The sequence below is a fragment of the Aeromonas sp. 602396 genome (assembly GCF_049173735.1).
Lineage (GTDB): Bacteria > Pseudomonadota > Gammaproteobacteria > Enterobacterales > Aeromonadaceae > Aeromonas > Aeromonas veronii_A.
Genome location: NZ_JAAKSD010000006.1, coordinates 94570 through 108390, shown reverse-complemented (window position 1 = coordinate 108390; position 13821 = coordinate 94570). Strand labels below are relative to the sequence as shown.

Genomic DNA, 13821 nt, shown 5'->3' with positions numbered 1-13821 from the left:
CGAGCTTCATCGATAAGGAGTTTGGATGAGGAACCTAATGCAAATATCCTCTTGAACACCCGACTCCGGTCAGTAATACCTCGGATATGGACAAACAAATCCGCTACCGATACGCCGCATGGCATTGACCAAGCCACAGACTGGCTCATGACTCTCTCCTCTGTTTGAACCGGGAGCTTGGCGACAGCAAACTGTGTCTGTGTCGTAAAGGTTTGTTAAACCGGCTCAAGATTTTCATTCTATCTTCCGACTCGTTAAAAATGATATTCGATTTCTAGTCTGTTGGCATATAACAGCAAAGCATCGCTCAGTGCATACACAATACAAACAGGGATTAATCGGCATTACTGCGCGACGAGGAAACCCTAGACTGGGCTGCACCAGTAGCGGTACTCGGCCAATATCCGAAACAGCCTGTCCCGCCCGACCTTGAACTAGGCATCATCCTGACCCTGAAGCAGATAATGCAGCTTGCTAGTGCCGACCTGCAGTTGTCGCAGCTGAACCTGACGCACAAATCGCACCACCTGCAGCCCCTGAGCTTAGATGTCCGTCCGCAACCCGATTGCGCTTGTAGAAAGCCTGCCGGCTTATTCCCAGAAACAGGCAAGCCCTGACAATGGTCAGCCTCTCGACCTGCCGCTGCGAGAGGACTTGTCGGGTCGCTTTTTTACGATGGAAACGCCTAGTCGTTCTTCAGCACATCGACGACTTGGGCCTTCAGGCTTATCAGCGCCAGCTGCTCGAGCTCTTTGATACATTGTTGGTGCGTCTGTTTGTCGGGGTCAGGCATGGTGATGCTATTGCCGGCGGGTACAGATACCTCAGGCTCCAATCTTGCCAACCATGTTTACGCAAACCACACCAGAATGGTCGAATTGCCCTGAATGCCATATCGGGCTTGTGCTTGCAGGCAGCTGAGCTCGCCTTTTTCAATCTGTTCGACCAACGCCAGTTTAAACGTCAGCGAGTCATCGCGCGGTGTCCGTTTCACACCTTATCCCATAGGACTGTTCATTTATTGGGGGGAAAGGTGTAAACCGTATTCAGGAGAGGACAGGAAACACAAAAAAGGGCCCGCAGGCCCTTTATCGAATATGGTATTGGCATTTAGCCAAACAGATGATGGCTGACGATGAACAGGCCGCCGGAGAGCAGCATGGTCAGCGGCAGGGTCAGCACCCAGGCCATCAGGATGGTCTTGATAGTCTGGCTCTGCAGGCCGGATTTGTTGGCAATCATGGTCCCCGCCACCGCAGAAGAGAGGATGTGGGTGGTGGACACCGGCATACCAGTCAGACTGGCGACTCCGATGGAGGTCGCAGCCGTGATCTGGGCCGCGATGCCCTGGCTGTAGGTCATGCCGGTCGTGCCGATCTTCTCTCCCACGGTATGGACGATACGACGCCAGCCCACCATGGTGCCACAACCGAGCGCCAGTGCGATGGAGACGATCACCCAGGTCGGTGCGTATTCAGCGGTCGCGGTCAGATCCTTGCGCCATTTGGCCAGGTCGGTCAGCTCCTTGGCGGGCAGCGGCAGCTTGGCAACCTTGCGGGCAGTGTCATCGATACAGAGCAGCAGACGACGCACTTCGCGACGGTCGGTCAGGCTCATCTGATCATAAGTACGCACAGCCCCCAGACGGGCATCCAGGGTGGCCATCGCCTGCAGCACGCCATCGGCGGAGCAGTGAGTCATCAGCTCTTCCTGAGCCGTTGCCGGTGCAGAGAAGTTGATGACACCAGAGAGGGCGGACTGGTTGCGCTGGTAGATCTCCATGATGCGCTGGTTGGCATCCTGGGTCCGATCCAGGTCATAAGAGCGGCTGTTCATGTCCAGCGCGAAATAGGCGGGTGCCATGCAGATCAGCACCAGCATCACCAGACCGATACCCTTCTGGCCATCGTTGGAGCCGTGCACGAAGCTGACGCCCATGGCCGATGCCACCAGGGTCAGACGCGCCCAAAACGGCGGGTGCTTCTTGCCATCCACCAGCTGACGCTCTTCCGGTGTTTTGTGGATCTTGTTGCTGGTCCAGATGCGTTTCATTGCCAGCAGCAGCAGCGCCGCGATGATGAAACCTATGGTGGGAGAGATGATGAGGGAAAGCATGATGTCGATCGCTTTGCCCACGTTGATCCCTTCTGTCACCGGTTTATGGGTGATCCAGGCATAGGCGCCGCCTACCCCCAGAATGGAACCGATCAAGGTATGTGAACTGGAGGCCGGGATCCCGAAGAACCAGGTGCCCAGGTTCCACACGATGGCGGAAAACAGCAAGGAGAAGACCATGATCAACCCTTGGGTGGAGTCCATCCCAAGCAGCAGGTCGATGGGCAACAGATGGACAATGGCATAAGCCACCCCCAGACCGCCGAACATGACGCCAAAAAAGTTGAAGATCCCCGATGCGACAACCGCCAGGTGAGCCGGCATCGCCTTGGTATAGATAACCGTTGCTACCGCGTTGGCGGTATCGTGAAAGCCGTTGATAAATTCATAGGCAAGCACAAAAAAAACGGCCAATACCAAACCGATTGACCACCACAAACCCAAACCACTAAACATTTCAAACATAAAAAAAAGCCTGTTTATGAGTTGCGGCGGATTATGCCAGATGGCGGCCAACACCATAGCCACCATTGAAATATTTCAGCCATAAAAAAAAAGAGCTTTTTGGAAAAAAATATCCTAGAGCCAGTCCTCATACGGCTTGCCATCGATTAATTAAAGCCATCAATGATTGCAGGAAATGGCAAAATTAGCTGACAATTAAGCCAATGATTTCATTTTTATGACGTTTTTATGACATAAAAACAGGCAAAATTGGTGATAAAACACCCCTACCCCACCAATCTCATCCGACCAGCACCATCAATCCCATATCCGTTTGATTCCAGATGCAAAAAGGGAGCACCTTGTGCTCCCTTGAATCGTTGCTGTGTTGCCAGTTATCAGTCCTGATTGATGCGGCTGGCGACGGCGCCCTGCTGGCTCTTGTACTTGGCATTTTCCCGCTTGTTGTAGGGACGGGCCGCGACGCCGGAAAGCATCTCGAAGTTCAAGGCGCCGATCTTCATCTTCGGGCGCAGCGCCAGCGGCAGCTTGCCGCCGTTGTAGAACTCCAGCACGATGCGACCGGACCAACCCGGATCGATGCGGTGCGCGGTCACGTGCACCATCAAACCCAGGCGCGCCAGTGAAGAGCGGCCATCCAGCCAGCCAACGATATCGGCAGGCAGGGTGACGGATTCGTAGGTCACCGCCAGCGCCAACTGACCCGGGTGCAGATAGAAGGCTTCGCCATCGGGGATATGGATCTCGTCACTCATCACCCGATCGATGGCATCGGCCATCTCGCTGCTCGGGCCGCTCAGGTCGATATAGGGCGCGGTATGATCGCGAAACACCCGAAACTCGTTACCCAGCAGCACATCGACACTGACACCACTGATCCGCTCTACCCCGGGCCGTGGCTCAATGACGATCTTGCCTTCATCCAGATGGCGTTCAATATCGGTATCACACAGACGCATTGGGCGACTCTCCTGACAAATTGTGCTTTTAAAAAAGCCGGGCATCACCCGGCTTGTTTCATCTTAACCGATCAACATGTGGCGAATACGCGCCTTGAGCATGTCGATGGCGATGCGGTTCTTGCCACCACGGGGCACGATCACATCGGCATACTGTTTGGACGGCTCGATAAACTGCAGGAACATCGGACGCACCGTCTTCTGATACTGCTTGAGCACGGAGTCCATGGTACGGCCACGTTCCTGCACATCACGCACCAGACGGCGCAGCAGGCAGATGTCGAGCGGGGTGTCCATGAAGATGGAGGCATCCATCAGATCCCGCAGACGGCTGTCGGTCAGCAGCAGGATCCCTTCCAGAATGATCACCCGGCGCGGCGCAAACGGGGTCACTTCGCTCATCCGGGTGTGTTCGGTGTAGGAGTACTGGGGAATGGCTACCGCGTCACCTTTGACCAGCTGGCTCAGGTGCTGTACCAGCAAGTCGTGATCCAAGGCATTGGGGTGGTCATAGTTGGTCTTGACCCGCTCTTCCATGGTCAGGTGGGTCTGATCACGGTAGTAGCAATCTTCGGTGATCACACCAATCTGACCTGCGCCCAGTTCGGCCACCAGCTCTTCATAAATGGTCTGGGCTATAAGACTTTTGCCAGACGCAGATGCGCCCGCAATACCGATGATCACACACGAATGTTGAGTATCAGACATGACAAATACCTAAAAGAGAAGAGCAGTGGGGATGGTTTAAACCGATCCATTATATAAAAAAGGGTGGGTCATGCCCACCCTCAATTCCCTTTCAAGTGACCGACCGCCGATTATTCATCCAGCGCCATGGCATAGAGGGGGGTCGCAATCGGTTTTGCGCTGAAAAAGAGTTCAGCCCCTACCCTGCGCGCCAGCTTCAAATAAGCCTGAGCCAGGCTCCCTTCCGGTGCGCCGAACACCGTCGGACAGCCATCATCCATGTGTTGGCGGATATCGATGTGCAGCGGTAATTGACCAAGCAGTGCCACTTGATACTGCTCTGCCATCTTCTGGCCGCCACCGGTACCAAACAGCGGCTCATGATGACCACAGGCGCTGCAGACGTGATAACTCATGTTCTCGATGATGCCAAGCACCGGCACATTGACCTTGTTGAACATGGCGATCCCCTTGCGGGCATCGGCCAGCGCCACATCTTGCGGGGTGGTGACGATCACCGCCGCCGAGGTGGGCACCTGCTGAGCCATGGTGAGCTGGATATCGCCAGTGCCCGGCGGCATGTCTACCACCAGATAATCCACCTCGCCCCAGCGGGTCTCATGGAGGATCTGCGCCAGCGCCTTGCTCGCCATCGGGCCACGCCAGATGGTGGCATCCTGCTCGGAGACCAGATAGCCGATGCTGTTGCTCTTGAGGCCGCAGGCCATCACCGGCTCCATCAGCTTGCCGTCATGGCTGACCGGGCGCTCCTTGAGGGTGCCCATCATTGTGGGAATGGAAGGGCCATAGATATCGGCATCGAGAATAGCGACCCGCGCCCCCTCTTTTTGCAGCGCCAGCGCCAGATTGACTGCGGTGGTGGACTTGCCTACCCCGCCCTTGCCGGAAGCAACCACGATGATGTTGCGAATGCCCTGCACGGCATTGAGGCCCTGCGCCCGCGGCATGCTGGCGACGTCAATCTCCAATGCCCAGTCGATACGGGCAGCGCCGGTGGCACTACGCAGCCTGGCATCGTAGTTCTCTTTGAGCTGATCGAGCAGCGAGAGACCGGCAAACGGCAAGACCAGCCGGATAGTAAGCCCCTGACCCTGATTGATGATCTCGCGAACGAATCCGGCATCCACCAGATCCTTGTGCCAGCCTGCTGGCTTAAATTCGGCGAGGATCTGTTTTACTGAATCAATCACCATTAACTCCTCATTATCTTGTCATTATCTTGAGGTGAACGGTTACCGCACACAAATCAGTGGCTTGCCTGCCATCATAACGGCAGGTGCTGCCAAGGTTGGCATAGCCACAACCCTAGGCAGGCTACCCCCAATTCGGGTAACATGCACGGCACTCTATCATCCCAACAAGCACATCAAGAACGTAATATGGCAACTGATCCTCGTAAAATGCTGGTAACCTGCGCCCTCCCCTATGCCAATGGCTCCATCCATCTTGGCCACATGCTGGAACATATCCAGGCCGATATCTGGGTTCGTTATCAGCGAATGCGCGGCCATCAGGTGCACTTCATCTGTGCCGATGATGCCCACGGCACCCCGATCATGCTCAAGGCACAGCAGATGGGGATCACCCCGGAAGAGATGATTGCCGCGGTCTCCAAGGAGCACCAGGCCGATTTCGCCGGGTTCAACATTAGCTTTGACAACTATCACTCTACCCACAGCGACGAGAACCGTGAGCTGGCGGAGCTGATCTATGGCCGCCTGAAAAATGGTGGTTTTATCAAGAGCCGCACCATCTCCCAGCTGTTCGATCCGGAAAAATCCATGTTCCTGCCGGATCGTTTCGTCAAGGGGACCTGCCCCAAGTGCAAATCTCCGGAGCAGTATGGCGACAACTGCGACAGCTGCGGCGCCACCTACAGCCCAACCGAGCTGATCGATCCGAAATCTGCCGTCTCCGGCGCGACTCCGGTAATGAAGGACTCCGAGCACTTCTTCTTCGACCTGCCGCAGTTTGAAAAATGGCTCTCTGAGTGGGTGCGCGGCTCCGGCGCCATTCAGGAAGAGATGGCCAACAAGATGCAGGAGTGGTTCGAAAGCGGCTTGCAGCAGTGGGACATCACCCGTGATGCCCCCTACTTCGGGTTCGAAATCCCCGGCGCCCCAGGCAAGTATTTCTACGTCTGGCTGGATGCCCCCATCGGTTACATGGCCTCTTTCAAGAACCTGTGCAACAAGCGTGGCGACATCGACTTTGACAGCTACTGGAAAGCGGACTCCGACGCCGAGCTCTACCACTTCATCGGCAAGGACATCGCCTACTTCCACTGCCTGTTCTGGCCGTCCATGCTGGAAGGTGCCAACTTCCGCAAGCCGACCAAGGTCAACGTGCACGGCTATGTAACCGTCAACGGCGCCAAGATGTCCAAATCCAAGGGCACCTTTATCAAGGCATCTACCTACCTGAACCACCTGGATCCGGAGTGCCTGCGTTACTACTACGCCGCCAAGCTCAACAGCCGCATCGATGATCTGGACCTGAACCTCGAAGATTTCGTGCAGCGCGTCAACGCTGACGTGGTCAACAAGCTGGTTAACCTCGCCTCCCGCAACGCCGGTTTTATCGCCAAGCGCTTTGGCGGCAAGCTGGCGGCAACCTGCGCCGAGCCCGAGCTCTACGCCGAATTCGCCAATGCCCGTACCGCCATTGCCGAAGCCTATGAGAGCCGCGAGTTCAGCCGTGCCATCCGCGAAATCATGGCGCTGGCCGACAAGGCCAACCGCTATGTGGATGACAAGGCTCCTTGGGTCATCGCCAAGCAGGAAGGGGCTGACGCCGAGCTGCAAGCTGTTTGCTCCGTCGGTATCAACCTGTTCCGCGTACTGATGGCCTACCTCAAGCCCGTCATGCCGCTGCTGGCCGAGCGTGCCGAAGCCTTCCTGGCCGAAACCCTCAGCTGGGATGGCATCGAGATGCCGCTGGTCGATCACACCGTGGCACCGTTCAAGGCCCTCTTCTCACGCATCGAGCCGGCGAAGATTGAAGCCATGATCGAGGCCTCCAAGGAAGACCTGGCCAAAGAGCAGGCACCGAAAGTGACCGGCCCGCTGGCTGATGACCCCATCAGCGAAACCATCACCTATGACGATTTTGCCAAGATTGACCTGCGCGTCGCGCTGATCAAGAAGGCCGAAGCGGTACCGGAAGCCGAGAAGCTGCTCAAGCTGCAACTGGATATCGGCGGCGAAACCCGTCAGGTGTTTGCCGGTATCAAGTCCGCTTACAACCCGGAAGATCTGGAAGGCAAGCTGACCGTGATGGTGGCCAACCTGGCGCCGCGCAAGATGCGTTTCGGCATGTCCGAAGGCATGGTGCTGGCTGCAGGCCCGGGCGGCAAGGATCTCTGGATCCTGGAGCCGCAGGAAGGCGCCCAGCCGGGCATGCGCGTCAAGTAAGCGTATCGCTGACTGCGACCACAGCCAGATAGAGAAGAGAGGCCAAACGGCCTCTCTTTTTTTGTCTCACATATTTGGCTTGGATAGTTTCTGTAGATGCTGGTCGCGGATGACTTTCGTAGATTGCGGCCTCGGGGCTATCCACAACCGGGATTCGCGGTCGATACATTTTGTTCTGAATACCTGATCACCCGACTTGGCATGTCATTCATGTTGTGGCCTGCCTGCATCGCCAGTTTGAGCGCCACCAGCTCCGCCTGCTGGCAGTCCAATTGACGCAAACGGGTGGTGATCTTCCCCTTCAACTGCTGCCGCAGTTTCGTCTGCTTGCGGGTGTTCCCCTGCTCTGCTCGCAACCTCTGCCGCCATTGACGCCAATCCTGCAACTGGCCGAGTCGTTCCTGCCAGTGAGTCAGGGTGCTCAACCAGCCGGGATCTCCACTCCCCAGATCCAGCAACAGTTCCACGCCATAACGGGCCTGCTTGATCTCGAGGCGCAGCCGATGCCAGCGGCGCAACTGTTGCTGACGGGAGCTGGCAGATTTTCCAACGCAGGGAATAGGTTCATCGAGAGCGCCCTGCGCCTCATCAAGGCGCAGGGCCAGATGCTGCTGATAGAGCGATGCCAATGCCCGCGCATCCGGCACCTGCGCCACCGCTGCAAGCCAGCGGGCCAGTCGCCTCGACAACAGGGGCACGCGACAGGCCGATTTGTGGGTATTGCCCGTGCTGGCAGGCGGCTTGCCAAAACGCTCGGCGTAGACCTGAGCATCCCGCAGCGCCGAAAGCCGCCCGACCGAGCGCAGCAGACGCCGCTCCAGCTCGGGATGATAGGCGAGTGGTCGCCACAGGGCGAGCAGTGCCAGCAAGCGGCGCGCCGCGATACGGTAGCCATGCACGGCCGGTTCGCTGGCCTCTTCGCGCACCGCTCGCGCCGCCTCCTGATAACGGGCGACCCAGCTTGTTGCCTGAGTCAGCAACAGACTTTCCTTGTCAGCGTCCATCTCGTCCCCGCCCCTTCAGTTGGTGTGAAAGCCCTGGCCAGTGGGCGGCAGCGCCTCTTCATACTCCATCCGGGTCACCCTGGCGGTGCGCGGGCCATGCTCCAGCCAACCCAGCATCATCTGCACCCCCTGCGCGGGGCCGCTGATGAGGATCTCCACCGAGCCATCCTCCAGGTTGTAGGCATGGCCCCGCAAACCCAGTTGCAGCGCCCGCTCACGGGTGAAATAGCGAAATCCCACCCCCTGCACCTGCCCCCACACCCGAATGACAAACGATTGCTCTCCCATTTCTCACACCTTCCGCTTAAGAAAAAAATTCCCGAGACGATAATGTGCCCGACACTCTATCTCTGCAGGATGCAGCTCCATTATGAAAGAAGTTAAATTCCGGTGGGTTGACCGCTATCTCATTCACCTCACCATCAGTGAAAAATTCCATATCGCGTTCTGGTTACCTCTCTTCATCATCGCCTTTCTCAGCTGGTATATGCTGGCGGCCAGCCATCAGCAGGAGATCTCCCTGCGGGTAGCGCAGTTGCAGCAACGGGTCGAGACCACAGCGCAGCTGGTCAGCCAGCAGCCCACTCTGGTGTTGCCTGCTGATCTGCGTCTGACCCGGCAAGGCAGCAGCGGGTTGCAACAGCAAGGGGAGCACTACCTCTTTACCGCGCCAGCAGGTCAGGCAGGCTACGTCACCGGTGATCTCGATACCAGCAACCTCTCCATGTGGGAGGGTCAGGGCTCGACCCTGCTCCTGATCGGCGCGCTGGCCGCCCTGATGGCACTGGTGATCCACTACATGATGACCTTTGTCTCCGGTGCGCTCTACTCCACCAACAAGGCGCTGCAAACCGTGGCGGACGGGGATCTCACCTTCCGTCTCAACTTCTTCCCGGTGCGGGACGAGTTCTCCACCCTGGCGGGCAGCATCGACCGCTTTACCGACCGCCAGCATCAGATCGTCAAGCTGGTCGAAGAGTCTGCCGAAGCGCTGACCCTGGCCGCAGACGAGTTTCGTGACCATGCCCGCGAAGGCGAGACCATGGCGCGTTCCCAGCGCCAGCACATGGATTCACTGGCCACTGCCATGGAGCAGATGTCGGCGGCGATCCGCGAAGTGGCGCGCAATGCCAACGACACCCTGCAGCAGACCCGCCAATCGAGCGAAGAGGCGGCCAATGGCGCCAACCGGGTAGCCCGCACCATCGAAGCGATCCGCACCCTGGCGGACGAGATTGGCAATGCATCGGGCGCGGTCGAGCGGCTGACTCACAACGCCAATCGCATCAACGAAGTGGTCAACGTCATCAACGCCATCTCCCAGCAGACCAACTTGTTGGCCCTCAACGCCGCCATCGAAGCGGCCCGTGCCGGTGAGCAGGGTCGCGGCTTTGCGGTGGTGGCAGATGAAGTGCGTACTCTCGCCAGCCGTACCCAGCAGGCGACGGTGGAGATCCAGCAGATGATCGAAGAGCTGCAGACCGGTACCGGCGCGCTGAACGAGATCATGGAGAAAACCGTGGGGCGCGCCGCCAGCAGCCAGCAGCTCATCAGCGAAGTGGGGCTCGATATCGAAAAGCTGAGCAACCACAGCGATGCGGTGCTAGAGATGAGCACCCAGATCGCCACCTCCAGCGAAGAGCAGAGCTCGGTCGCCGCCGAGATCACCCACAATCTGGATCAGGTGCGCCATGAAGCGGCGCAGGTGGAAGAGTCCGCCAGCGCCTCGGTAGCTGGCACGCAGGGGCTGAAAGCCACCGCCAGCGAACTGACCCAGGCACTCAAGGGGATTAAGCTCTGACCATATGAGGTGTCAGATCAGGGCAACCCCATCCATTACACAGGGTTGTTTGAGTTTTACCTGCGGGCCACATAGAATGTGGCCCCTTTTCTTTCTACCATCGGCAAACATCCATGAGCGCTTCCATCTATCTCGTCAAAGGCCGCGAAAAATCCCTGCTGCGTCGCCACCCCTGGATCTTCTCCAAGGGGATTGAGCGGGTTCAGGGCAACCCCATTGACGGCGATACCGTCGAGATCTATGCCAACGATGGCAAGTGGCTCGCCCGTGGCGCCTGGTCAGGCAGTTCCCAAATCCGTGCCCGGGTCTGGACCTTCGACAAGGATGAGACCGTCGATCTCGACTTCTTTATCCGTCGTCTCAAATATGCGCAGGAGTCTCGCGATCCGCTGATCAAGCGTCAGGGTCTCACCGGTTATCGCCTCTGCGCCGCCGAATCCGACGGCCTGCCGGGTCTGACCATCGACCGTTATGCCGATTTTCTGGTGTGCCAGATCCTCTCTGCCGGTGCCGAGTTCCAGCGTGAGCTGATAACGCAAGCACTGCGTACCCTCTACCCAGAGTGCAGCATTTATGAGCGCTCCGACGTGGCGGTACGCAAGAAGGAAGGACTGAAAGAGCGCACCGGCGTTATCTATGGCGAGACCCCGAACGAGCCGGTGGTCATCGAAGAGAACGGTGGCGTCAAGATCCTGGTGGATATTCGTAACGGCCACAAAACCGGTTTCTATCTGGATCAGCGGGACAACCGTCAGGCTGCCGCCAAGTACACCGAAGGCAAGCGGGTGCTCAACTGCTTCTGCTACACCGGCGGGTTTGGCGTTTATGCCCTCAAGGGCGGCGCCAAGGAAGTGGTCAACGTCGATCTCTCCCAGAATGCGCTGGATATCGCCCGCCAGAACGCCGAGCTGAACGGGCTGGATACCAGCAACACCCAGTTTATCCGTCACGACGTATTCAAGCTGCTGCGGGAATACCGCGAGAAGGGCGAGAAGTTCGATGTCATCGTGCTGGATCCGCCCAAGTTTGCCGAGAGCAAGGCCCAGCTGCTTGGCGCCTGCCGTGGCTACAAGGACATCAACATGCTGGCGTTCCAGCTGCTGGCACCGGGTGGCGTGCTCTTGACCTACTCCTGCTCCGGCCTGATGGAGCAGAGCCTGTTCCAGAAGATCGTTGCCGATGCGGCGCTCGATGCCGGTCGCGATGCCCAGATCCTGGAGCTGCTCTCCCAGGCCTCTGATCACCCTATCGGTACCGCCTATCCGGAAGGCTTCTACCTCAAGGGGTTGGTGGTACGCGCCCGCTGATCGGCCCCCCCCTCCCCTTGTGATCAATCAGGCCCCTTGCGGGCCTGATTGTTTTGCATCGCGCCGTATAGGCCTGAGCCTGACGCTCGCCCCGATTCCCCTCTCTGCTTTATTGGTGTTTCCTCTCTTCCTCTTTCCCTACCTGCTCTCCACGGCTTCTCTGTTTAAATTTTTTTGCACAAAAGCTGCACATTTATGATTTAAATCACACCCGTATGACTCTCTTTTCCGTAGTGTGATCCCGCCTGCGGCAGCCGAGCCGGGTCAACCGCCCCATCAGGATTGATGGGCGGCACAACAACAAAATAGATGTCAGGCCAAGCTGAACATCACAAGGGATCCCGTTATGAATCAATCATTGCCGCTGTTAACGCCGCTGCGGGGCATCGCTGCCCTGATGGTGGTGCTGTTTCATGCCCGCTTGCTGCTCTTTCCCCAGTGGATGGCGTCGATCGCAGGCCACACCCAACTCATCGAGAATGGCTACCTCTGGGTCGATCTGTTCTTTATTTTAAGCGGTGTGGTGCTGGCCCATGTCTATGGGGAGGCTTTCACCCGAACTCCCCGCACTATCGGTTATGGCCGCTTTCTCTGGCTGCGGCTGACCCGCGTCTACCCCCTCTATCTGGTGACCCTGCTGTTGCTGGTTGGCTGGGAGCTTTACAAGGCACAACACGGGGTGGGCTTCTACGCCGGCCCCTTGTTCAAAATGTGGGAGTGGGAAGGGATGCCGCCTTTCGGTTCCCCCTTCACCCCGGCCGAGGCGCTGCCAAGCGCCTTCCTGCTGCTGCAGGTGGTGACCGATCACGGGCTGACCTGGAACTTCGCCGCTTGGTCGCTGAGCGTAGAGTGGATTAGCTACCTGCTGTTCCCGCTGCTGATTCCGCTGGCGGTCACCCGTAGTCGCTGGAGCCATCTCGTCCCCCTGCTGGCGCTGACGGTGCTGGCCTTTATCGTACACAGTCGCGGCACCCTGGATGTCACGAGCGGGGCGCTGGCGGTGGGACGCGGGGTGAGTGAATTTGTGCTCGGCCTCTGGCTGCTGCCGAGGGTGAAGGCCGCGAAAGGCTCGCCCATGATGAAGCATGATCTGCCGCTCTTGATCGCCTTTGTGCTGCCCTTCGCGCTGATGCAGTTCGCCATGACGCCGCAGCTGACACTGCTGCTGATCAGCTCCTACGTGCTGCTGATCTGGATTTCAGCCGCCCAGGGGGAGCGCCGGAGCCCGCTGCTGCGCCTTTTGGATAGCCGCTTCACAAACTGGCTGGGGGATCTCTCCTACTCCATCTACCTGCTCCATGCGCTGGTACTGCTCACCGGCTGCGAGCTCATCCACTATCTGGCGCCGGGGCTCACCGAGTGGTGGTATGCCCAAACCAATCCGCTATTGGGGGTAGTGGCAACCTTGCTGATGCTGGCAGTGCTGATCAGCCTCTCTGCCTTGAGCTACAACCTGCTGGAGCGACCACTACAACGGCGCCTGCGCCGCTGGGGCAAGTCACGGCAACCGGCGCTGGAGCAAGCCGGATAAGCTAATCTCGCCCTGTCTGGATGAGTTGACGGTTTTATGCCAACTCATCCAGTACCAGTTCATCCAGATTGCTCATCACCCAGGCGCTCGGGTGCTGGCTAAATCCGAGCTTGGGGTAGTACGCCACCGCCTGCGGTGCGGCCAGCAGGATCAGCTTGCAGCCGGGCTGCAATTGCAAGAATGTCTCGCGAATAAGGGCTTTGCCAATCCCCTGCCCCTGCACCGACTCGGCCACCGCCAGATCCGAGAGGTAGCAACAAAAATGAAAATCGGTCACCGAGCGGGCCACCCCGACCAGGGTCTCACCCTGCCAGGCGGTGATCAGCAGATTGGCGTGATCCAGCATGCCCTGCAGGGTGGCCGGATGGTCCAGCGGCCGTCTCGCCCCCAGCGAGGTCTGCGCCAACAACGCCGCAAACTGTGCCGTGGTGATGGGGTGGTTAACCAAAAATGTGGTGGTCACTAAGCTCTCCTGTTGTAGATCGGCAGTTGCGTGCTGTTGCTCTCTTTGACGTTCT

The 13821-nt window shown here is 58.2% G+C and carries 11 protein-coding genes and 1 pseudogene; 4 read left to right on the top strand and 8 right to left on the bottom strand.

Translation table 11 applies throughout. The features are described 5' to 3' along the window. Positions 1-371: 371 nt before the first annotated feature. From G5229_RS09765 to apbC, 5 genes and pseudogenes are all read right to left on the bottom strand, one after another. Positions 372-994, bottom strand: a pseudogene (locus G5229_RS09765) (IS3 family transposase); the annotation flags it as partial. A 116-nt stretch (positions 995-1110) separates the two neighbouring features. After that, the gene (locus tag G5229_RS09760) at positions 1111-2580 is read right to left on the bottom strand and encodes an inorganic phosphate transporter (RefSeq protein WP_216950818.1); all 1470 of its coding nucleotides are present in this window, start codon (positions 2578-2580) and stop codon (positions 1111-1113) included. Positions 2581-2957: 377 nt separating this feature from the next. Beyond that, the gene (gene dcd, locus G5229_RS09755) at positions 2958-3539 is read right to left on the bottom strand and encodes a dCTP deaminase (RefSeq protein ID WP_005336719.1); all 582 of its coding nucleotides are present in this window, start codon (positions 3537-3539) and stop codon (positions 2958-2960) included. A 63-nt stretch (positions 3540-3602) separates the two neighbouring features. Further along, complete coding sequence (gene udk / locus G5229_RS09750) at positions 3603-4247, bottom strand: uridine kinase (protein WP_005345570.1); 645 nt, start codon at positions 4245-4247, stop codon at positions 3603-3605. A 110-nt stretch (positions 4248-4357) separates the two neighbouring features. Beyond that, positions 4358-5440 (bottom strand): iron-sulfur cluster carrier protein ApbC, encoded by a 1083-nt coding sequence (apbC, locus tag G5229_RS09745; protein ID WP_005345574.1) that lies wholly within the window; start codon positions 5438-5440, stop codon positions 4358-4360. Positions 5441-5626: 186 nt separating this feature from the next. On the opposite strand from apbC, the gene metG reads away from it, so the two are divergent. Then, complete coding sequence (gene metG / locus G5229_RS09740) at positions 5627-7660, top strand: methionine--tRNA ligase (RefSeq protein WP_026034905.1); 2034 nt, start codon at positions 5627-5629, stop codon at positions 7658-7660. Between the two features lie 137 nt (positions 7661-7797). Here metG and G5229_RS09735 read toward each other — a convergent pair whose 3' ends face one another. Together G5229_RS09735 and G5229_RS09730 are read right to left on the bottom strand one after the other, a co-directional pair. Beyond that, positions 7798-8664, bottom strand: coding sequence for a CHAD domain-containing protein (locus tag G5229_RS09735; protein ID WP_421209026.1), 867 nt, complete (start codon positions 8662-8664; stop codon positions 7798-7800). Between the two features lie 15 nt (positions 8665-8679). Beyond that, positions 8680-8952: an acylphosphatase gene (locus G5229_RS09730; RefSeq protein ID WP_005345583.1), complete on the bottom strand. Its 273-nt coding sequence runs from the start codon at positions 8950-8952 to the stop codon at positions 8680-8682. An 82-nt stretch (positions 8953-9034) separates the two neighbouring features. Between G5229_RS09730 and G5229_RS09725 the strand changes: the two genes are divergently transcribed. The 3 genes from G5229_RS09725 to G5229_RS09715 all read left to right on the top strand — a co-directional run bounded on the left by G5229_RS09725 (position 9035) and on the right by G5229_RS09715 (position 13303). Continuing rightward, positions 9035-10465 (top strand): methyl-accepting chemotaxis protein, encoded by a 1431-nt coding sequence (locus G5229_RS09725; RefSeq protein ID WP_421209025.1) that lies wholly within the window; start codon positions 9035-9037, stop codon positions 10463-10465. Between the two features lie 113 nt (positions 10466-10578). Further along, positions 10579-11772, top strand: coding sequence for a class I SAM-dependent methyltransferase (locus G5229_RS09720; RefSeq protein ID WP_236281124.1), 1194 nt, complete (start codon positions 10579-10581; stop codon positions 11770-11772). Positions 11773-12118: 346 nt separating this feature from the next. Next, a complete protein-coding gene (locus G5229_RS09715; RefSeq protein ID WP_421209024.1) occupies positions 12119-13303 on the top strand; it encodes an acyltransferase family protein in 1185 nt (394 codons plus the stop codon). 34 nt (positions 13304-13337) lie between these two features. On the opposite strand, the gene G5229_RS09710 is transcribed toward G5229_RS09715, so the two are convergent. Continuing rightward, a complete protein-coding gene (locus tag G5229_RS09710) occupies positions 13338-13766 on the bottom strand; it encodes a GNAT family N-acetyltransferase (RefSeq protein WP_167567727.1) in 429 nt (142 codons plus the stop codon). Positions 13767-13821 lie beyond the last annotated feature (55 nt).